The organism is Paractinoplanes durhamensis, assembly GCF_016862175.1.
Taxonomy (GTDB): domain Bacteria; phylum Actinomycetota; class Actinomycetes; order Mycobacteriales; family Micromonosporaceae; genus Actinoplanes; species Actinoplanes durhamensis.
On the sequence record NZ_BOML01000021.1, the window covers coordinates 317,694 to 336,286 of the forward strand.

Sequence of the window (18,593 nt, forward strand, 5' to 3'; positions counted from 1 at the left end):
CATGGGCGTACCCGAACCGGATTGTGATCTACTTTGGAAACCCGCTGACCTGCGGAAACGCGGCGGTCGATCGCTATGTGACGGTCCACATCTGGTGCCGGAACCGGCGCGGCGCTAGGGTTTGGCTCGCTCGTTCGGTGGCGGGCCGGCGCGGGAGTTTTCCGTCGGCTTCGGGGCGCCGTGTGCGAATCCACCTCTATCCGGATTGGATGAACGTTGACGTCCACATCGGCCGGTCCGGCGACCAAGCGAGATCAGCGGCAGCAGTCCATATCCCGGCGGGTGGTGCGACTCGTCCTGGTGCCCAGTGTGGTGGCCCTGCTGATCTGGTTCGCCGCCTCCGGCTACCTGGTCTTCCAGGGCTTCTACAACCGCGCGGTGGCCAACTCGGTGCGCCAGGTCTCCATCCCGGCGGTGGCCGCACTCTCCTCGCTGCAGCAGGAACGCCGGCTGAGCGTGGCCTACCTGGCCCACCCGTCGAGCGGGCTCGACTCGCTGCTCGACCGCCGCCGGCAGACCGACGATCAGGTGGTCGCGCTGCGCAAGGCCGCGGACGGAGCGCTCGGCCTCGCCCCGCAGTCGATCAAGAAGCGGTGGGCGAACCTGTCCGCCTATCTCGACCGGGTGGCCACCACCCGCAGCGCGATCGACGCGCGGTCGATGAGCGGTGCGAACGCCTACGGCTTCTACAACGGACTGCTGGACACCGCCACCGAGCTGTTCGACAACCAGGCACGGGTGGTGCCGGACGCGACCGCGACCCAGGGCGGCATCCTAGCCACCGAGGTGTTCCGGGTCAGCGACCAGATGTCCCGGGCCGGCTCGCTGATCGACGGCGCGCTCGCGGCCGGGCCGCTCAGCCAGGCCAACTACCTCGAATTCGTCCGGCTGGTCGGCGCCTACCACGCCGGGCTCGCCAACTCCGTCGGCCACCTCGAGCCGGACGTGCAGAAACGCTACGCCGAGATCGAGGCGAGCGACGGCTGGAAGCAGCTGACCCGGGCGGAGAGCGGCATCATCACCGGCGGCCCCTGGGCCAAGCGGGTGCCGCCGGCCCTGAACCTCGGGGTGGACCGGTGGTCGCAGCTGACCGGCGAGGTCTCCGGCGACCTGATCGACCTGACCGTGCGGCAGGCCGACCAGGTCTCGGCCAAGGCCCTGCGCACCGGCAACAACCAGTTGCTCACCGCATCGCTGGGCTCGGTGCTGGCCCTGGCCATCGCGGTGGCGGCGATCCTGTGGGCGGTCCGGCAGTCCCGGGTCCTGGTCGACCGGGCCCTGTCGGTCCGGCTGGCCCGGCTCGGCACCGACGCCGACGCGCTGGTCGACCAGCGGCTGCCGGCCGTCATGGAGCGGCTGCGCCGCCGCCAGCCGGTCGACCTGGCCGAGGAGTTCGCCGCCCCCGACTACGGCGCCGACGAGATCGGCCAGGTGGCCCGGGTCATCAACCGGTCGCTGCAGGCGGCCGCCGGTGCCGCGGTCGACGAGGCCAAGGCCCGCGCGGCCGGCATGGCGATGCTGATGGGCGTCGCCCGCCGTCCGCAGCGCCCGCTGCAACGCGGCCTCAAGGTGGTCGAGGACCTGCAGGTGCAGGTCGGCGACGAGAAGATGCTGACCCACCTGTTCGACATCCACCACCAGCTCAACCAGACCCGGCGCTTCCTGGAAAACCTGGTCATCCTGGCCGGTGGGCAGATCGGCCGGCGCTTCCAGAACCCGGTGCCGCTGCGCCGGGTGCTGCTGGCCGCGTTCGCCGAGGCCCGCAACTACCAGCGGATCACCCTGCGCAGCGCGAACGACGTGGCCCTGGCCGGGCACGCGGTCGCCGAGGTCATCCACCTGCTGGCCGAGCTGCTGGACAACGCGCTGGCGTTCTCGCCGCCGGAGACCACGGTCTGGGTCACCTCGAGCCGGGTCCAGCACGGCGTGGCGGTGGAGATCGAGGACGCCGGGGTGGGCATGTCGGCCGAGGCGGTCGACGCGGCCAACACGCTGCTCGCGACCGCGCCGACGCCGGACGTGACCGAGTTGCGGGACGGCGCCCAGATCGGCCTGCACGTGGTGGCCGAGCTGGCCAAGCGGGAGGGCGTGCAGATCAGCCTGCGGCGCTCGGCGTACGGCGGGCTGCTGGCCATCGTGCTGCTGCCGGAGCGGATCCTGGTCGGCGGGGACAACGACGGCGCGGCGGACACCCGCGCGATGCCGGTCGTCCCGGCCGCTCAGCCCACCGAGCTGCCGCCGCCCGGCCCGGCCGCGGCGGCACCGCAGGCCGGGAGGTCCGCGGTCGGCGTGCTGGAGGCCGAGGCGGAGGAGAAGCCCGCCGCGCCGCCGGGCCGGCCGCCACTGCCGCACCGGCGTCCGCAGCAGCACCTCGCGCCCGGCCTGCTGGAGCAGCTGGAGAGCGGGAAGGCCGAAGCCCCGGCGCCGGCCGGCCCGGTCCGGTCGCCGGACGAGGCCCGTAATCGGTTCGCCAGCTACCAACGGGGATGGGCCGAGGGTGCGGCGGCGGACCGTGACGACACCATCAACAACGCTGAGCAAGGCGGAAACGCGTGACCAATCCGACCACCCCGACCGACCTGCCCTGGATGCTGGACGACCTGGTCGAGGTTCCGCATGTCGTCTCCGTCGTGGTCCTCTCCACCGACGGGCTGATCATCCAGAAGTCGACGTTCATGTCGCAGGACCTGGCCGAGATCCTCGCTGCCGGCGCCTCCTCGATGTACAGCGTGGCAGCCGGTACCGGGCGCCGGTTCGAGAGCGGCCCGGTCCATCAGGTCGTCATCGAGTACAGCGGCCGCACCCTCTTCATCGCGGCCGCCGGGCAGAACGCGCGCCTGGCCGTGCTGTGCGAGGGCGACGTCGACATGGGCCTGGTGGCGTACGAGGTGAGCCGGCTCGTCACCAGGATCGGTGACTATCTGGGCACCGGCGCCCGGGGCGGCAGCTCGTGACGTTGGAGACCTGGGACGGCGACGACGAATCGGCCGCGGGCCGGTTCGTCCCGTTGTACGTCCTGGTCAACGGCCGCACTGCCCCGCGGGACTCCACCCTCGACCTGGCCACCCAGGTGGTCGCTCTGCCGGTGGACACCCGCCGGCTCGAGCCGGAGTACGTCGAGATCGTGCACCGCTGCGCGAGCTGGATCTCGGTGGCCGAGATCGGCGCCTACCTGCACCTCCCGCTGGCCATCACCAAGGTGATGGTCGACGTGCTGGTCGAGCAGGGCTACCTGAGGGTCGGCATCCCGGCCCAGCAGAAGATCTTCGACCTGCACCTGCTCGATTCGGTGCTCGCCGGTCTGGAACGGCTGTAGGACTCAGGTCCTGTTTCGTAGCCCGGCCAGGGCTACGGAGAGGCCCAGAGCGCGCCTGACAGCGGCGGCGGAATGCCCGAATACAACACCGGTATGCGGACATTCCGCCGCCGATGCCAGCCACACTCTGGACCTCGCCTCGCGCTTGGCCGGACTACGAAACAGGACCTGGGAGGGAACGTGGACCGGACATCGGTCAAGATCGTCGTGGCCGGCGGTTTCGGCACCGGCAAGACGACGCTGGTGGCGTCGGTGAGCGAGATCCCGCCGCTGACCACCGAGGAGATCCTGACCGAGGCCAGCGTCGGGGTGGACGACCTCACCGGGGTGGAGGGCAAGTCGACCACCACGGTGGCGCTGGACTTCGGGCGGATCACGATCAGCCCGGACGTGGTGCTCTACCTCTTCGGCACGCCCGGGCAGGACCGGTTCTGGTTCATGTGGGACGAGCTGGCCCAGGGCGCGGTCGGCGCGATCGTGCTGGTCGACACCCGCCGGCTGGATGCCAGTTTCCCCGCCGTCGACTACTTCGAGCGGCGGGGCATTCCGTTCGTCACCGCGGTCAACCGGTTCTTCGGCGAGTGCGCCTACACCGAGGAGGAGATCCGCGGTGCGCTGGAGCTGGACCCGCGCACGCCGCTGGTCTGGTGCGACGCGCGCGACCGGCCGTCCAGCAAGCTCGCGCTGATCACCCTGGTCCGGCACGCGATGGCCAAGCTCACGGCAACGGCGCCAGCCTGACCTTGAAGTGCCGCAGGATCGGCGGGGTCGACACGATCCGGTAGCCGGTGATCCGCTCCGGGTCCTTGGCGATCGCGGCGAGCGTCTCCGCCACGTACTCGAAGTGCTCCTGGGTGTAGACCCGGCGCGGGATGGCCAGCCGGACCAGCTCGAACGGGGCCGGCGTGACCAGCCGGTGCTGCTCGTCCATCGTGCCCAGGTAGAGCGACCCCAGCTCGGCGCAGCGGATCCCGCCGTCGAGGTAGAGCTGGCAGCCGAGCGAGTGCCCGGGGAACTCGGCGGCGGACAGGTGCGGCAGCAGGCGCCCGGCGTTGAGGTAGAGCGCATGGATGCCGGCCGGCTGGACGATCTCCACGCCCGCGTCGGTGATCATCCGGGCCAGGTTCGCGGTCGCGGCCGCCCGGGCCCCGAGGTATGCCGGGTCGACCACCTCGCGCACCCCGACCGCGAGCCGCTCCAGATCGTGCCCGGCCAGCCCGCCGTACGTCGAGAAGCCCTCGGTGGCGATCAGGTTGGCCTCGCAGCGGGCGTGCAGGTCGTCGTCGCGCAGGCCGATGCACCCGCCGATGCTGGCCAGGCCGTCCTTCTTGAGGCTGATCACGCAGCCGTCGGCGAGGTCGAACGCCTCCCGGGCGATCTCCCGCGGCGTCCGGCCGGCGTAGCCGGGTTCGCGCTCGCGGACCAGCCAGGCGTTCTCCGCGAAGCGGGCGGCGTCCAGGAAGAACGGCACGCCGTGCTCGCGGCAGAGCGCGCGCACCGCCCGCAGGTTGGCCATCGAGACCGGCTGGGCGCCGAGGCCGTTGTTGGTGATCGTCATCAGCACCAGGCCGACCCGTTCGCCGTCCGGCCCGGCCAGCAGCGCGGCCAGGGCGGCCACGTCGATGTTGCCCTTGAACGGCTCCCGGCTGTCCAGGTCGGCGGCCTCGGCACAGGGCAGGTCGCGGGCCTCGGCGCCGGACAACTCCACGTTGGCGTGGGTGGTGTCGAAGTGGGTGTTGCTCACGCAGATCTGGCCCGGCCGCAGCAGCGTGCCGAAGAGGATGCGCTCGCCGGCCCGGCCCTGGTGCACCGGCAGGACGTGCGGGTAGCCGGTCAGCGCGGCCACCTCGTCGAGGAACCGGAACCAGGAGCGGGCCCCGGCGTACGACTCGTCGCCGACCGCGGCCGCGCCCTCCTGGGCGGCCGAGGTGGCCCCGGTGCCCGAGTCGGAGAGCAGGTCGACGGTGATCTGGTCGGCCCGCAGGTTGAACGGGTTGTAGCCGGCGGCGCCGAGGGCGGCGGCGCGTTCCTCGGCGCTGAGGAACGCGATGGGTTCGACCACCTTGATCCGGTACGGGGGCAGCGGCACGGTGACTCCTGACGGTTCAGGCGGCGGGGACCCACACCGAGCGGGGTGGGGTGACCTGGTAGGCCTCGGCGGACAGATAGACGGTGACCCCGGGCCGGGGCGGGCCGAGCCGCAGTGAGACGTGCGCGATGAGCCCGACCCCGGCGGCGAGCGGGCGGCGGGACACCGCGGCGACGCACCGGTGCAGCAGCGCGGTGCCGAACCCGTACCGGGCGAGGACCGCGGCGACCCGGTCGCGGGCCTCCCGGTCGTCGTCGACGTAGTCGCGGATCGGGACGTAGATGCTGTAGCCGACCGGCTGCCGGGCGCCGCCGGCCAGGGTGTAGCTGCCGACCAGCGGCCGTCCGTCGAACCGGCCGGGCCCGCCGGCGGCGAGGCAGAACGCGGTCACCTCGGCCGGGTCGACGCCCGGCACCACGGCGGCGGCCCGGGCGGCGTCGGCGGCGTCCGCGTCGTGATGGCTGAGGTACAGCTTCACCCGGGCCTGCGGGCCGTCGTGCAGGTCGAGGGCGAAGAACGACAGCCGGTCGCGCCGGCCGAGCTCGCCGGGGCGGATCGAGCGGGCCAGCATGGTCCGGTAGGAGTCGCCCAGCCCGAGCCGGCCGAGCGCCTCGGCGACCAGCTCCGGGGCCCGGTCGACGCCGGCCACCTCGGGGTTGAGGTAGACCTTGAACTCGGGTCGGCGGCCGGACCGGAACACCAGCGAGCACCACAGCGCGAAGCTGCCCGGCGGCACGTCGGCGGTGAACAGGTCGCGGACCGCGTCGAGGCGTGCGATGGCGAGGCCGTACCGGCCGGCCGCGCCGGCCAGGAAGTCGTACCCGGCCTGAGCGCCGCCCGGCACCTCGGCGAGCAGGCGCAGGGCCGGTGGCTCGTGGTCGTTGAAGGCGACCGAGAACTCGATCGGTGAGTGGTCGTCGGCGATATCGGAAGGCCAGGCCGGTGGGTCGGCGAGCGAGCGGGCGCCGTGCGGCCCGAGCACTCCGGCCAGAAGGTCCAAGGGAGTGGCCGGGTCCATCTCGAGGACCCGGCACAGTGGATTCAGCTGCCCGGCCAGATGCTCCAGAACCGAGAAGTCGCGCATGAAGTTTTCCTGTTCCGCGGCGGGGGGACCGCTGCCAGGTGTGGATCACATGGGACTCACCTATCGTGAGTGGACGATCACTCTTAGTCGAGTGAGAGATGGATCACAATGCATCGAGCGACCGATGCGGATTACGTTTCGTGGTGCCCGAAGCTGCGGAAACGGACAACCATGGAACATGTAGTCCTGCTCGACGAGTCCGGCCGTGCCCGGGGGCGCCACGACAAACGCACCGTGCATACCGCCGACACCCCGCTCCATCTCGCCTTTTCCTGCTACGTCTTCGACTCGGCCGGCCGCTTCCTGCTGACCCAGCGGGCCGCCGGCAAGCAGACCTGGCCGGGCATCTGGACCAACAGCGTCTGCGGGCACCCGCAGGAGGGCGAGTCGATGCGCGCCGCGGTGGCCCGCCGGGCCGAGTTCGAGCTGGGCCTGGCGCTCGACGAGATCCGCCTGGTGCTGCCCGGCTTCCGCTACCGGGCCGAGCTGGACGGGGTGGTGGAGAACGAGATGTGCCCGGTCTTCTACGCCACCGCGTCCGTCCCGCCGCGGCTCAACCCGGCCGAGGTCGGCGCCGTCCGGTGGGTTCCCTGGGATGGTTTCCTGTCCGGCGTGCTGGCCGACGACCCGGCCTACTCGCCGTGGTGCCGCCTGCAGGCGGTCGCGCTGACCGCCCTCGGCCCGGCCCCGCGGGACTGGCCGGCCGGGGACGCCGCCGCCCTGCCGCCGGCGGCCGGCCTGTGACGGCGGACCTGCTGCCTGGCCGGTGGCGGGTGCTGGCCACCACGTTCCCGATGTGGCTGTCCGGCCGGCGACTGCGACCGATCTTCACCTACGAGCTGCTGTCGGATGCGCCGCTCACGCTGCGTGACGTGGTCGGCTATCAAACGCGGTCAGGCGCGACGAAAACAATTACCGGCATCGATCGGTTCGACGCCGGGACCGGCGTGTTCACCTGGCGGGGGAGCGGCGTCCTCGGCGTGCTGACCAGCCGGTGGCGGGTGGCGCACGTCAGCGACGAGCGGGACCTCATCGTGCTCACCTTCGAGCGGTCCCTGGTCACCCCGGCCGGGATGGACGTGATCGGCCGCGGCCCGGACGAGCGGCCGGACGCCCGCGACCGGGTCGCGCCGGGCCTGCCCGCGGATGTTCGGGCACAGTTCGACGCGCTGTCCTGGCTGAGCTGACCACCACGGTCCAAGATGGAGCGATGAATCCGAGCCCGCCGCTGGCGCCCGGCCTGCCCGTGCTGGGCAACGCCCTGCGGATGATGGGTGACGTCCAGCAGTTCCTGGTCGACACCTACCGGCAGATGGGCCCGGTCTATCGGGTCCGGGCGCTCAACCAGGCGTTCGTCATCATGGCCGGCGAGCGCGCCAACCGCTTCCTGCTGGAGCGCGGCGACGAGGTGTTCTCCAGCGAGGTGAGCTTCGGCGGGCTGAACAGCGAGTTCGGGATGCGGGTGCACGTGCTGCGCGGCCGGCCGCATCGGCACCTTCGTAAGGTGCTGGCCACCGGCCTGTCCCGGGACCTGCTCGCCGCCCGCTGGGACGACGTGACCGCGGCGACCGAGCGGGAGCTGGCGCAATGGCGGGGGCAGCGTGCGCTGCCGGTGGTCGACCGGTGTCAGCGGCTGGCCGCCGCCCAGCTGTCGGTCGCCTTCACCGGGGCGAATTCCGCGGCCCGCTTCGCGACCCTGCGGTCGGCGTTCGAGCTGGTCCTCGACGTCACCATCGCCGGCAAGTGGCCGGCGGCGGCGCTGAAGCTGCCGGCCTACCGTCGCGCCCGCGCCGAGATCCTCGCGTTCGCCCGGTCCTGTCTGGCGGAGCGCGCGGCGCATCCGACCGGCGGTCCGGCCGACCTGCTCGACCGGGCCAACGAGGCGAAGGACGAGAACGGCAACCCCTATCCCCTTGAGGTACGGGCGGGGATGGCGCTCCAGGGCTACTTCGCCGGCATCAACACGGTCGCGTATCTCTACAGCTTCATGATGTACGCGCTGGCCCGGCACCCGGACGTGCGGGCGCGGGTGCTCGCCGAGGTGGACGCCGCCTACGACGGGGACCGGCTCGACTTCGAGCGGCTGCGCGGCCTCCCGGCGCTGCACGGGCTGGTGCTGGAGACGCTTCGGGTCTATCCACCGGCGCCCGGCTCCGCCCGTACGGTGCTGGAAGATTTTGATTTCGAAGGTTTTCGGATCGAACGCGGGAAGCGGGTGCTGGTCGCCACCTCGGTGCCGCATCAGCTCGCCGAGCACTTCCCGGAGCCGGAGCTCTTCGACATCGACCGGGACTTCGCGGCCGGGCGGCGGGCCTCGGTCTACGCGCCGTTCTCGGTCGGCAGCCACACCTGCCTCGGCGCCGGGATGACCGAGGTCCTCGCGGTCGCGACGGTGGCGATGATGGTGCGCCGGCTGACCGTGACCGCGCCGGACCGTCCGCTTCGGATCACCGCGACCCCCGGCCCCAACCCGGGAAGACGGTTCGCCGTGACGGTCGCCGGGCGGCCGAAGATCTGAGACCGTCACGGATCCGTCATATTTCCGCCCAGGCTCCGCCACATCCTTCGGCGATCCTTTCGGTACGCGGGACAACCGGTCGTCCCGCCGCCGAGGGGAGCGGATATGACAGCCGTGCCGACCGTGCAGGTGGTCACGCTCAGCCTGACCGCGTCGACGGCCGTGGTGCGGGTGGACCGCGACATCGACCCCGAGGTGGTCCCCGAGCTGCGCGTCGCGCTCGACGAGGCGGTGCGGGCGCGGCCCCGGGTGGTGGTCGATCTCGCCCGGGTGCACGTGATCGAGGCGACCGGGCTGGGCATCCTGGTGCGGGCCCGCAGCGCGGCCCGGCAGCGGGAGGGTGAGCTGGTGCTCGCCGCGCCGTCCCGGTTCGTGCAGACCGTGCTGCACACCATGCGCCTGCACACGGCGTTCCCGCTCTACGAGTCGGCCGACGAGGCCGTCGAGGACGCTCAGGAGCCGATCAGCCCCGCGTAGTCGGCGATGGTGAGCGGGTCGGCGGAGAGCGATCCGTCGCCGCGCGGGACCCCCAGCTGCCGGCCGTCGCTGGTGAACGCGACCGTGCCGACCTCGGCACCCTGGCTGGTGAGGGTGCAGACGATCTGGCCGTAGGCGAGGATCTCGTCGCTGCGGGCGCCCTGGCCGGCGGTCTCGCCGATGGCGATGACGGCCCGCCGCTGCACGACGGTGATCCCCTCGACCTGCATCGTGCTCAGCGCACTGCTCAGCCCGTCCTCGTGCTCCTTGGCGGTCGGCCCGGCCAGGAGATCCTGCACCATCTGCGCGGGCGTCCGCGGGGCCGGCACCTGCCGGATCACCCGGCTCAACTCGCCGTCGCGGACCAGGTAGAGCCGCTCGACGGCGGTGCCGAGCTGGTCGCGGGCCGGGCCGCTGGACCCGAACGGGAGGGCGGGGGCGGTCAGATCGCGTGGCTCGCTGTCCACCGGCACGCCGCAGCCGCCGAGCAGCAGCACGGCCGCCAGAAGCAACCTGGCCCTCATGCCGTGCTCCCGGGCAGGTCGACCCGGAACCGGGCGCCGCCGCCCGGCCGGTCCAGCACGGTCGCGGTGCCGCCGTGCGCGAGCGCGTGCTGGGCGACGATCGCCAGGCCGAGCCCGGTGCCGTCGGTGCCGCCCCTGGTCCCGGCGGCCCGGCCGCGGACGAAACGGTCGAAGATCTCGGCCTTGTCCTCGGGACTGACCCCGGGCCCCTCGTCGTCGACCTCGATCCGGCCGAGCCCGTCGTCGAGGGTCAGCCGGATCGCCACCGCCCCGCCGCCGTAGGCGGTCGCGTTGTCGAGCAGGTTGCCGAGCACCTGGCCGATCCGGCGGCGGTCGACGGTCCAGCTGGGTTCGCCCTCGGCGTGCACGATGCTCTCCGGCAGCCCGCGTTCCCGGCAGGCCGAGCGGGCCAGCCCGGCGACGTCGACCGGCGCCCGCTGCGCCGCCCGGTCGCTGCGGGCCAGCGTGATCAGGTCGTTGACCAGCTGCTGGAAGCGGGCGATCTCGTCGGCGACCAGACCGGCCGCGGTCGCGGTGCGCTCGTCGAGGTGCGCGCGGCGGCGGGTGAGGACACTGGCGGCGGCGGAGAGCGTCTGCAACGGGGAGCGCAGCTCGTGGCTGACGTCGGCGGCGAACCGGCGGTCGCGTTCCAGCCGGGCCGACAGCTCGTCGACCATGGCGTTGAACGAGGACGTGAGGCGGCCGAGGTCGGGCTCCTGGGCCGGGTCGAGGCGGGCGTCGGACGCGCCGGTGGCGATGTCCTGGGCGGCCTGCGCCACCCGCACCAGCGGCCGCATCACGTAGCGGCTCGCGTAGAGCCCGAGGCCGGCGCCGGCCAGGGCGGTGGCGATCGCGACCGCGGTCAGCACGATGGTCAGCACCCGCAGCGTGTGGTCGAGCTCGGCGAGCGAGTCGACCTCGTAGAACACCGTGTCGGTGGCGATCGGCACCGCCACCACCAGGGTCGGGGCGCCGTCGGCCCGGACCCGCTGGACCGAGGCCCGGCCGGACCGGGCCTGCTCCTGCAGCGCGGCCGGGACCGCGCTGGTGGTGCCGAGGTCGGCGCTGCGGGCGAACCACTCGCCGTCGCGGTGCAGCAGCGCACGCCGGTTCTCGCCGGTGTCCAGCGCGCGCAGCAGGGCGACCAGGTCGGGGTCGGCGGTGGCGACGATGCCGGCCCGGATCACGGCGGCGTCGTAGTAGGCGGCCCGGATGGCGGTGCTCTCCCGCTCGCCGAGCAGCGAGTGCCGGACGATCTCGTACGACGCGAAGGCCATCGTGGCGGACAGCGCGAGCGCCCCGGCGGCGAAGCCGGCGATGACCCGTGCGCGCAGCCCGGCCCGGATCATCGTTGCAGCTTGTAGCCGAGGCCGCGGACGGTGACGAGGTGCTGGGGCGCGGCCGAGTCGTCCTCGATCTTCTGCCGCAGCCGGCCGACGTGCACGTCGACGAGGCGTTCGTCGCCGCCGTCGTACTCCCAGACGCGCTGCAGCAGCTGCTGGCGGGAGAGCACCCGGCCCGGGTGGTCGGCCAGCTCGCAGAGCAGCTGGAACTCGGTGCGGGTGACCGCCACCGGCTCGCCGCGCCGGCGCACCTCGCCGGCCTCGGGCAGGATCTCCAGCTCGCCGAAGCGCAGCACCGGCACGGCCTCCGGGGTGACCGCCCGGGCCCGCCGGCGCAGCGCCCGCAGCCGCGCGGTCAGCTCCTTGACCGCGACCGGCTTGACCAGGTAATCGTCGGCGCCGGCCTCCAGCGCGGCGACGATGTCGTGGGTGTCGTCCCGGGCGCTGATCACCACGATCGGCACGTCGTCGGTGCGCCGCATCTGCCGGATGCACTCGAAGCCGTCGATCCCGGGCAGCATCAGGTCGACCAGCACGGTGTCGGCGGGCGACCGGCGCTGGAGCTCCAGGCCCTCCTCGGCGGTCGGCACGCCGGACACCGCGTAGCCCTCGTCCTCGAGCGCGAGCACGAGGGAGAGCCGGATCCGGTCGTCGTCCTCGATCACCAAGACTGCTGACACCACCTCATCATGGCTGGTGGGCAGGGGAGCGGCGAGCGCGGGCGGCCGGATCGGCGGGACTGTCACGGAACTGTCATGGGGCTGTGGAGAAGCTGCCACACCCGGCGATGAATCTTGGCGCATGGCGGAACACGAGATACCCGAGGCGGTGGTGGTCGTCACCGAATCGTTCGACGGCCTCGCCGTCGAACGGTGGGAGCGCCTGATCGCCGGTGCGGTGGAGATGCGCCCCCGCCGGCTGGTCATCGATCTGCGGGACAGCCCGCTGATCGACGCGGCCGCGATCGGGGTTCTGCTGCGGGCCCACCGCGACATGATCAGCAGTGGTGGCCGGCTGGTGCTGCGCGGGCCGACCCCGCGGGTGCAGCGGATCCTGCACCTTGCCCGGCTGGGCCACGTCTTCGACGTCGCCGCCACGGCGTAGGGCCGCCGGTCTCGGTTCGAGACCGGCGGCCCGGTCATTTACGCCAGGGCGAACTTCTGCGCCGCGGCGCCGTTGCAGTCCCAGATCTGCAGGCGGGTGCCGTTGGCGGTGGCACCGTTCGGCGAGTCGATGCACCGGCCGGTGGTCGGGTTGGAGATCGAGCCGTTGGCGTTGGCCACCCAATTCTGGTAGCCGCTGCTGTTGCAGGTGGCGAGCTGGAGCTTGGTGCCGGCCGCGCTGGCGCCGCCCGCGATGTCCAGGCACTTGCCCAGCGTGCGCAGGGTCTGGCCGGTCCAGGTCCACTTCTGGTCGGCCGAGGTCGCCTGCTGGCAGTCCCAGAGCTGGATGGCGGTGCCGTCGCTGCCGTTGTCGTCACCGGCCACGTCCACGCACTTGCCGCCCGGCCCGTAGATCGGGGTGCCGATGGCGAACTTCTGGGCGGCGGCGCCGTTGCAGTCCCAGATCTGCAGCCGGGTGCCGTTGGCGGTGGCACCGTTCGGCGAGTCGATGCAGCGGCCGCTGGCCGGGTTCTTCAACGAGCCGTCGGACTGCCGCACCCACGCCTGGTAGCCGCCGCTGTTGCAGGTGGCCAGCTGCAGCTTGGTGCCGGCCGCGCTCGCGCCGCCGGCGATGTCCAGGCACTTGCCGAGGGTCTGCAGGGCCTGCCCGCTCCACGTCCAGTGCTGGTCCTTGGCCGCCGTCTGGCAGTCCCACAGCTGGACCGCGGTGCCGTCGCTGCCGGTGTCGTCGCCGGCCACGTCCACGCACTTGCCGCCGGGACCGGTGATGGCCTGGCCGGACGTCGTGCCGCCGGAACCGCCGGTCGCCTTGTTGTAGACCGCCACCGAGTCGATGATCAGCTTGCCGCCGGAGACGGTGGCCGCGTTCGGGCCACCGCCGAACGCGTCCGGGAAGCCACCGCCGATCGCCAGGTCGTAGATGATGAAGAACGGGTGGTCGACCGCGTCCGACCAGGTGGTGGCGTCCACCTGGTTCGCGTTGATCGTGTAGTAGTTGTTCCCGTCCAGGTAGAACCGGATCTGCTCGGGCGACGTCGACCGGTCGATCTCGACGGCGTAGTCGTGGAAGCCGGTCTGGCAGCCTCCGCAGGCCCGCTCGCCGGACGTGATGCCGGTGGACTCGTTGCACGGGCCGCCCGGGTTGACGCCGCAGTGCAGGGCGCCGAAGACCGAGCTGCGGCCGTTGATGTCCTCCATGATGTCGATCTCGCCGGACTTCGGCCAGGTGACCCCGGACCGCAGCGGCGCGCCGAGCATCCAGAACGCCGGCCAGTAGCCCGCGCCGTTCGCGGTGGTCACGTTGGGCTGCTGAAGAACGGATTCCATGCGTACGACGCCGCCCGCGGCCGCGCCGAAGGTGGCCGCCTGGGTCTCCACCCGACCGGACGTCCACCCGGCCCGCGGGTCGGAACCGGCGTGGTTGGCCTGCAGGACCAGGTGGCCCTGACCGTCGTAGTAGACGTTCGAGGTGCTGTTGGTCATGGTCTCGATCTCGCCGGTGCCGAAGCTGCTGCCCGGCCCGGTGTCGTACTTCCACAGACTCTGGTCGATGCCGGTGCCGGCGGCACCGTTGAAGTCGTCGCTCCAGGTGAGCGTGAAGCCGGACGGCGTCGGGGGCACCGCGGCCTCGGCGTTCAGCGTCACGACGGCGGCGGCAACCAGGGGGATCGCTACGACGGGAACCAGGAAGAGCGCTCTCTTCCAACCCTTTTTCGAGCGCATGTGCAGGACCTCCGGGGGAAATATGGGGAGACTCATGGTCTGGAGCGGTCCGACATTTAACAAGCTTTAATGACTTGCACTGCCCGATGTACGGGTCGGCGTGCCCGTCAGTCGCTCAGGACACCGCCGCGGCGGTGATCAGGATCAGGGCGGCCGCGGTCGTGTAGCGCGCGCCGCTCACCAGCAACTCCTCGGCCAGGACGACGAGGGTCAGGACAGCCGTCAGCAGCAGGTGCGGGTGGGTGGCGGCGGCCATCGGCAGCATCACCGCCCAGCACGCACCGGCCCCGGCCAGCCCGTGCCGCAGGCCGGCCCGCAGGCAGGCGAGATCGGCCCGGCGCCCGTCCGGCGGCAGCGGCGGGCGGCGCCGGCACTTGCGCAGCCGGCCCCGCTTCCACGGGGTGAGCTCCCAGGCCGCCGCGATCAGCAGGGCCACCGGCACGGACAACCCCAGCAGCCGGGCGGCCGGGATGGCGACCAGCCCGTACGCCGCCCAGAGCAGCAGGTAGCCGGCCGTGAACAGCGCGACGGTGCGCGGCCGGCGCCGCCACTTGCCGGTCAGCGCGGCGTGCCGCACCGCGGGCAGGGCCGGCGGGAGCATCATCGCCGCCGACATCAGGAGCCAGCCGGTCACGACCGCCCCGGGGCCGGGCGCGGGTGCGTGCTCGGCGTGCGGGCCGGTGTGCCCGGCGACGAGCGACACCCCGGCGGCCGCGGCGACGACCAGGACCGGCCACTCCGGATGCCGCCAGGTGTACGCCCGGAACCGCGCGACCGCACGCCGGCCGACCGCCTCGGTCGCGGTGGCGCTCATCGACCACCGCCGGTCGTGGTGGCGTTCATCGGCCGCCGCCGGTCGCGGTGGCGTTCATCGGCCGTCGCCGGGGGTGATGCGCAGGAAGCGGGCCTGGGCGGCGGCCGGGCCGGCGTGTTCGTAGACGTAGTTGGCCAGGTCGAGGGCGTCCTCGCCGCGCCCGCTGGCGGGTCGCAGGACGAGCTGGCCGGGCCGGGTCTGCTCGACGTCGACGTCCCCCTCGTAGGCCGCGGCGGCCGCCCGGACGGTGGCGGCCGTCCCGGCGCCGCCGGTGTCCACCCGCACCTCGGGCAGCACCACCAGCAGGGTGTCGTCGTGTTCGAGGACCGGGTGGGCCGCACCGGCCTTCCGCAGCCGCTCGATCAGCTGCGGGGTCAGCGCGGCCGCCGGCACCAGCACGATGCCGCCGGTCACCGGTTCCCCGGTCACGTCCCCGCTCCACAGCTTCGCCCGCTCGGCGGCGGGCACGTCGACCGCGACGAGCCGGGTGGCGGCGAGCGGAATTCGTTGCTTGCCCGCCCAGTAGTAGGCCACGGGTCACCTCCGCCGGGCGGCGCGCAGGGCGGCGAACGCGTTGAGCCGGCCGAAGCCGACCTGCGGGTCCCAGCCGGTCGGGCCCATGCTGTCGGCCATCCCGGTCAGCAGGGCGCGGACCTCGGCCTCGGTGAGGTCGGGCCGGACCGACATGACCAGGGCGGCGGCCGCGGCGGCGAACGGGGTCGCCGCCGAGGTGCCGTTGAACCGGCCGGTGGTCGGCCCCGGGTCGCTGCCGGCCGCCCCGGCCAGGTCGGTGGTGCGGATCTGCACGCCCGGCGCCATCAGGTCGAGGCCCTGGCCGGAGTTGCTGCCCCAGGTGGTCTCGCCGTCCCGGGAGGTGCGGGTCTTGCGCTCGTCCCACTGGTTGGAGGCGCCGACGGTGAGGATGTCGGGACCGTCGCCGGGATAGACCATCGCGGGGTCCTCGTGGTTGCCGGCCGCCACCACGATCAGCGTGCCCTTGCCGCCGCGGCCCCGGGTGCGGGCCCGGGTGATCGCCTGGATGACCAGGTCGCTCGGCGGGCCGCCGCCCCAGGAGTTGGAGAGGACCGCGGCGCCGGCGGTGTCCCAGCACCAGTCGATCGCGTCGGCGACCGAGAAGTCGTCGGCGAGCCAGCCGGCCCCGATGTAGCCGCCGATCCGGCAGGCCACCAGGGAGACGCCCGGCGCCAGCCCGCGGACCGTGTCGTCCCGGCTGAGGATGATGCCGGCGCAGGCGGTGCCGTGCGACTCGTCCCGCTGGGGTGCGGCGAGGTCGTCGCCGTCCCGGAAGTCGCGCTCGGCGACCAGCGCCGGCTTGAGGAACGGGTGCGACGTGTCCACGCCGTCGTCGAGGACCGCGACCCGGACCTCGGGATCGCCGCGGGTGATCGTCCAGGCCGCCTCGGCGGCGACGTCGGCGCCGACCACGCCGGGGTCGCCGGGATTGTTCAGCCCCCACTGGGTGGCCGCGGCCGCACCGGGCGCGGGCGGCGGCGCCATCAGACGGCTGAAGTTGGGCTGGGCGGACTCGACGAGGCCCCGCTCGACCAGCGCGGTCGCCGCCCGGGCGACCAGGCGGATCGGGTCGGTGGCGCCGGCCGGGGCGGCCAGCAGGACCTTGCCGTGGCTGCCCTCGGTCACCGTGGTGATGCCGAACTCGGCGCGGAGCCAGGCCAGCTCGGCCGTCCGGGCGCCGCCGACCGACATGGTCGCGGTGGGGATGACGGTGGCCGCCTCGGCGGTGGGCGGGCTCATCGGCGCGGCCCGCCGGGCGGTCGGCTCGGCCAGCGTTATCCGCCGTTTTCGTCCGCCGGCGTAGTACTCGATTCGCATGGCACCTCCGAGGGGAAGCCTTTCCTGTTTTGTGGGCGCCGAACACGATGCGATCATCCGAAAATGTTGACCGATAGAACCAGTGAATCGGTCTGCTCTTTCCGCCGGGTTCGCGCTATCTGAACGGCTGATTGCGCCGGATTCGATCGGGCGGGGAGAAAGAAACGGTTCGGTTGTCATGTGCGAAATGATCGATCGGCCCGATCGAGAGGAGATAACGTGAATAAGGTCCGCGTCCGCGAGGACATCTGGGAATTGGAAAGCCAGCAGGAGTGGCATCCGATCACGTTCGCGTACGCCCTGGCGGTCGGCGAGATGCAACGTCGCTCCGAGGCCGACCCCGGCGATCCGACCGGCTGGCTCTACCAGTCGTCGGTGCACTCGATGAACCTGCCGCCGACCGAACCGCCGGACGTCTGGCGGCATCAATGTCAGCACACCAGCTGGAATTTCCTGCCATGGCACCGGATGTACCTTTACTGGTTCGAGGAGATCGCCCGGTCGATCATCGAGGCGTCCGCGGAGATCGACCGGGGAACGAAATCGACGTGGGCGTTGCCGTACTGGAATTATGATCGGCGCGGCGTGACCAACACGCTGCCGCCGCCGTTCCGGGCGAAATTTCTTCGCGATGGCCGGCCCAATCCGCTATTCGTCGACGAACGGAACAAAGCACCGGGCCGCGATCTCAACAACGGCGACGGAATGCGGGACGGACGGCAGGGCCCGATTTCGGTGACGACCGCACGATTCGCCCTTCCGGCGACGGTCTTCGCGGGTCTCGGCAGCTTCGGTGGCCCGCGGACCGGGTGGCATCACATGTTCGAGAACGGCATCCGGACCTCGGGCCTGCTGGAGGCGACCCCGCACGGCTCGGTGCACACCGAGGTGGGCGGGGCCGACGGCCTGATGAGCGCCTTCGACACCGCCGCGCTCGACCCGATCTTCTGGCTGCACCATGCGAACATCGACCGGTTGTGGTCGGTCTGGCTCGCCCAGGACCAGCCGCCGCGGGCCAACCCGACCGAGGCCGCCTGGCTGACCATGGAGTCGCACTTCCACGACCGGACCGGCGCCGACCTGAAGCAGCGCACCGAGAAAGTCCTCGACGAGGTCGCCGACCTGGGCTACCGGTACGCCGAGGTGACCCCGCCCGCCGGACCGATGGAGGCGAAACCGATGTCGTCCGGACCGGCCCCCGAGCACCCGGCCGAGCTGGTCGGGGCGACCAGCGAACCGATCACCCTGGCCGGCCGCCGGTCCACCAACCGGTTCCCGATCTCGCCGCCGGCCGGCCCGCTCGCCGCGACCGCGGGCAGCACCCCGTCCCGGGTCGTGCTCACCGTCGAGGACATGCGCGCCGGGCGGAATCCGGGCTACTCCTACGCGGTCTACCTGAACGTCCCGGACGATGACGACGACCCGGCCAACGACACGCACTACGTCGGCAACGTGTCGTTCTTCGGGATCGAGGAGACCACCCGGTTCGGCGGCGAGCACGCCGGCGCGATCAGCCAGGCGCTGGATGTCACCGCGCTGTACCACCAGCTCCGGGACGACGGGCAGTGGGACGACAGCCTGGTGACGGTCACCTTCGTGCCGATCCTCCCGGACGCCGGCGACGTCGCCGGGCCGGAATCGCAGCCGGTGGAGGTCGGCCGGATCGGCCTGTTCTTCCAATGACGAAGCTGGGCATCGATGGGCGTGCCGTTGTACAAACGTGCACGTTCA

The 18,593-nt window shown here is 72.4% G+C and carries 19 protein-coding genes; 10 read left to right on the top strand and 9 right to left on the bottom strand.

The window, feature by feature from the left end; all coding sequences use genetic code 11:
* Nucleotides 1-216 precede the first annotated feature (216 nt).
* The 4 genes from Adu01nite_RS13425 to Adu01nite_RS13440 all read left to right on the top strand — a co-directional run bounded on the left by Adu01nite_RS13425 (nucleotide 217) and on the right by Adu01nite_RS13440 (nucleotide 4,057).
* Nucleotides 217-2,556, top strand: coding sequence for a sensor histidine kinase (locus tag Adu01nite_RS13425; protein WP_239132368.1), 2,340 nt, complete (start codon nucleotides 217-219; stop codon nucleotides 2,554-2,556).
* Complete coding sequence (locus tag Adu01nite_RS13430; RefSeq protein WP_203726954.1) at nucleotides 2,553-2,954, top strand: roadblock/LC7 domain-containing protein; 402 nt, start codon at nucleotides 2,553-2,555, stop codon at nucleotides 2,952-2,954. Before Adu01nite_RS13425 ends, Adu01nite_RS13430 begins: the two co-directional genes overlap by 4 nt.
* The gene (locus Adu01nite_RS13435) at nucleotides 2,951-3,316 is read left to right on the top strand and encodes a DUF742 domain-containing protein (protein ID WP_203726955.1); all 366 of its coding nucleotides are present in this window, start codon (nucleotides 2,951-2,953) and stop codon (nucleotides 3,314-3,316) included. The genes Adu01nite_RS13430 and Adu01nite_RS13435 overlap by 4 nt, the downstream gene beginning before the upstream one ends.
* Nucleotides 3,317-3,496: 180 nt before the next feature.
* A complete protein-coding gene (locus Adu01nite_RS13440; RefSeq protein ID WP_239132369.1) occupies nucleotides 3,497-4,057 on the top strand; it encodes a GTP-binding protein in 561 nt (186 codons plus the stop codon).
* On the opposite strand, the gene Adu01nite_RS13445 is transcribed toward Adu01nite_RS13440, so the two are convergent.
* Nucleotides 4,035-5,405, bottom strand: coding sequence for a tryptophanase (locus Adu01nite_RS13445; RefSeq protein ID WP_203726958.1), 1,371 nt, complete (start codon nucleotides 5,403-5,405; stop codon nucleotides 4,035-4,037). The genes Adu01nite_RS13440 and Adu01nite_RS13445 overlap by 23 nt on opposite strands.
* Nucleotides 5,406-5,421: 16 nt before the next feature.
* On the bottom strand, nucleotides 5,422-6,489 hold the full coding sequence (locus Adu01nite_RS13450) for a hypothetical protein (protein ID WP_239132370.1): 1,068 nt from the start codon (nucleotides 6,487-6,489) through the stop codon (nucleotides 5,422-5,424).
* Nucleotides 6,490-6,660: 171 nt separating this feature from the next.
* Between Adu01nite_RS13450 and idi the strand changes: the two genes are divergently transcribed.
* From idi to Adu01nite_RS13470, 4 genes are all read left to right on the top strand, one after another.
* Nucleotides 6,661-7,233, top strand: a complete 573-nt coding sequence (gene idi, locus Adu01nite_RS13455) for an isopentenyl-diphosphate Delta-isomerase (protein WP_203726959.1) — start codon at nucleotides 6,661-6,663, stop codon at nucleotides 7,231-7,233.
* Nucleotides 7,230-7,676 (top strand): hypothetical protein, encoded by a 447-nt coding sequence (locus tag Adu01nite_RS13460; protein ID WP_203726960.1) that lies wholly within the window; start codon nucleotides 7,230-7,232, stop codon nucleotides 7,674-7,676. The genes idi and Adu01nite_RS13460 overlap by 4 nt, the downstream gene beginning before the upstream one ends.
* Before the next feature lie 23 nt (nucleotides 7,677-7,699).
* Nucleotides 7,700-9,007: a cytochrome P450 gene (locus tag Adu01nite_RS13465; RefSeq protein ID WP_203726961.1), complete on the top strand. Its 1,308-nt coding sequence runs from the start codon at nucleotides 7,700-7,702 to the stop codon at nucleotides 9,005-9,007.
* A gap of 105 nt (nucleotides 9,008-9,112) precedes the next feature.
* A complete protein-coding gene (locus tag Adu01nite_RS13470) occupies nucleotides 9,113-9,484 on the top strand; it encodes an STAS domain-containing protein (RefSeq protein ID WP_203726962.1) in 372 nt (123 codons plus the stop codon).
* Here the strand turns inward: Adu01nite_RS13470 and Adu01nite_RS13475 are convergent.
* From Adu01nite_RS13475 to Adu01nite_RS13485, 3 genes are read right to left on the bottom strand one after another with little or no spacing between them, the layout of a single operon-like run.
* Entirely contained in the window at nucleotides 9,460-10,008 is a 549-nt protein-coding gene (locus Adu01nite_RS13475; RefSeq protein ID WP_203726963.1) for a GerMN domain-containing protein, read from the bottom strand. The two genes, Adu01nite_RS13470 and Adu01nite_RS13475, sit on opposite strands and share 25 nt — an antisense overlap.
* A complete protein-coding gene (locus Adu01nite_RS13480; protein WP_203726964.1) occupies nucleotides 10,005-11,357 on the bottom strand; it encodes a sensor histidine kinase in 1,353 nt (450 codons plus the stop codon). The genes Adu01nite_RS13475 and Adu01nite_RS13480 overlap by 4 nt, the downstream gene beginning before the upstream one ends.
* A complete protein-coding gene (locus tag Adu01nite_RS13485; RefSeq protein WP_203726965.1) occupies nucleotides 11,354-12,031 on the bottom strand; it encodes a response regulator transcription factor in 678 nt (225 codons plus the stop codon). Before Adu01nite_RS13485 ends, Adu01nite_RS13480 begins: the two co-directional genes overlap by 4 nt.
* A gap of 121 nt (nucleotides 12,032-12,152) precedes the next feature.
* Here Adu01nite_RS13485 and Adu01nite_RS13490 point away from each other — a divergent pair, with 121 nt between their 5' ends.
* Nucleotides 12,153-12,455 carry an STAS domain-containing protein gene (locus Adu01nite_RS13490; protein WP_203726966.1) on the top strand — a complete coding sequence of 101 codons (303 nt, stop codon included), beginning with the start codon at nucleotides 12,153-12,155 and terminating at the stop codon, nucleotides 12,453-12,455.
* Between the two features lie 38 nt (nucleotides 12,456-12,493).
* Here the strand turns inward: Adu01nite_RS13490 and Adu01nite_RS13495 are convergent, their stop codons facing one another.
* The 4 genes from Adu01nite_RS13495 to Adu01nite_RS13510 form a co-directional block, all read right to left on the bottom strand.
* Nucleotides 12,494-14,197, bottom strand: a complete 1,704-nt coding sequence (locus tag Adu01nite_RS13495) for a ricin-type beta-trefoil lectin domain protein (RefSeq protein ID WP_203726968.1) — start codon at nucleotides 14,195-14,197, stop codon at nucleotides 12,494-12,496.
* Nucleotides 14,198-14,312: 115 nt separating this feature from the next.
* Complete coding sequence (locus Adu01nite_RS13500; RefSeq protein WP_203726969.1) at nucleotides 14,313-15,011, bottom strand: copper chaperone; 699 nt, start codon at nucleotides 15,009-15,011, stop codon at nucleotides 14,313-14,315.
* 54 nt (nucleotides 15,012-15,065) lie between these two features.
* On the bottom strand, nucleotides 15,066-15,545 hold the full coding sequence (locus tag Adu01nite_RS13505; RefSeq protein WP_203726970.1) for a hypothetical protein: 480 nt from the start codon (nucleotides 15,543-15,545) through the stop codon (nucleotides 15,066-15,068).
* 3 nt (nucleotides 15,546-15,548) lie between these two features.
* Nucleotides 15,549-16,862: a S8 family serine peptidase gene (locus tag Adu01nite_RS13510; RefSeq protein WP_203726971.1), complete on the bottom strand. Its 1,314-nt coding sequence runs from the start codon at nucleotides 16,860-16,862 to the stop codon at nucleotides 15,549-15,551.
* 219 nt (nucleotides 16,863-17,081) lie between these two features.
* Between Adu01nite_RS13510 and Adu01nite_RS13515 the strand changes: the two genes are divergently transcribed.
* Entirely contained in the window at nucleotides 17,082-18,545 is a 1,464-nt protein-coding gene (locus tag Adu01nite_RS13515; RefSeq protein ID WP_203726972.1) for a tyrosinase family protein, read from the top strand.
* Nucleotides 18,546-18,593 lie beyond the last annotated feature (48 nt).

Bases quoted from the DNA above. Each gene is read 5' to 3' on its own strand.
- Adu01nite_RS13450 (WP_239132370.1), bottom strand. From the start codon at position 6,489: ATGCGCGACTTCTCGGTTCTGGAGCATCTGGCCGGGCAGCTGAATCCA.
- idi (WP_203726959.1), top strand. From the start codon at position 6,661: ATGGAACATGTAGTCCTGCTCGACGAGTCCGGCCGTGCCCGGGGGCGC.
- Adu01nite_RS13490 (WP_203726966.1), top strand. From the start codon at position 12,153: ATGGCGGAACACGAGATACCCGAGGCGGTGGTGGTCGTCACCGAATCG.
- Adu01nite_RS13465 (WP_203726961.1), top strand. From the start codon at position 7,700: ATGAATCCGAGCCCGCCGCTGGCGCCCGGCCTGCCCGTGCTGGGCAAC.
- Adu01nite_RS13500 (WP_203726969.1), bottom strand. From the start codon at position 15,011: ATGAGCGCCACCGCGACCGAGGCGGTCGGCCGGCGTGCGGTCGCGCGG.
- Adu01nite_RS13510 (WP_203726971.1), bottom strand. From the start codon at position 16,862: ATGCGAATCGAGTACTACGCCGGCGGACGAAAACGGCGGATAACGCTG.
- Adu01nite_RS13495 (WP_203726968.1), bottom strand. From the start codon at position 14,197: ATGCGCTCGAAAAAGGGTTGGAAGAGAGCGCTCTTCCTGGTTCCCGTC.
- Adu01nite_RS13475 (WP_203726963.1), bottom strand. From the start codon at position 10,008: ATGAGGGCCAGGTTGCTTCTGGCGGCCGTGCTGCTGCTCGGCGGCTGC.
- Adu01nite_RS13470 (WP_203726962.1), top strand. From the start codon at position 9,113: ATGACAGCCGTGCCGACCGTGCAGGTGGTCACGCTCAGCCTGACCGCG.
- Adu01nite_RS13480 (WP_203726964.1), bottom strand. From the start codon at position 11,357: ATGATCCGGGCCGGGCTGCGCGCACGGGTCATCGCCGGCTTCGCCGCC.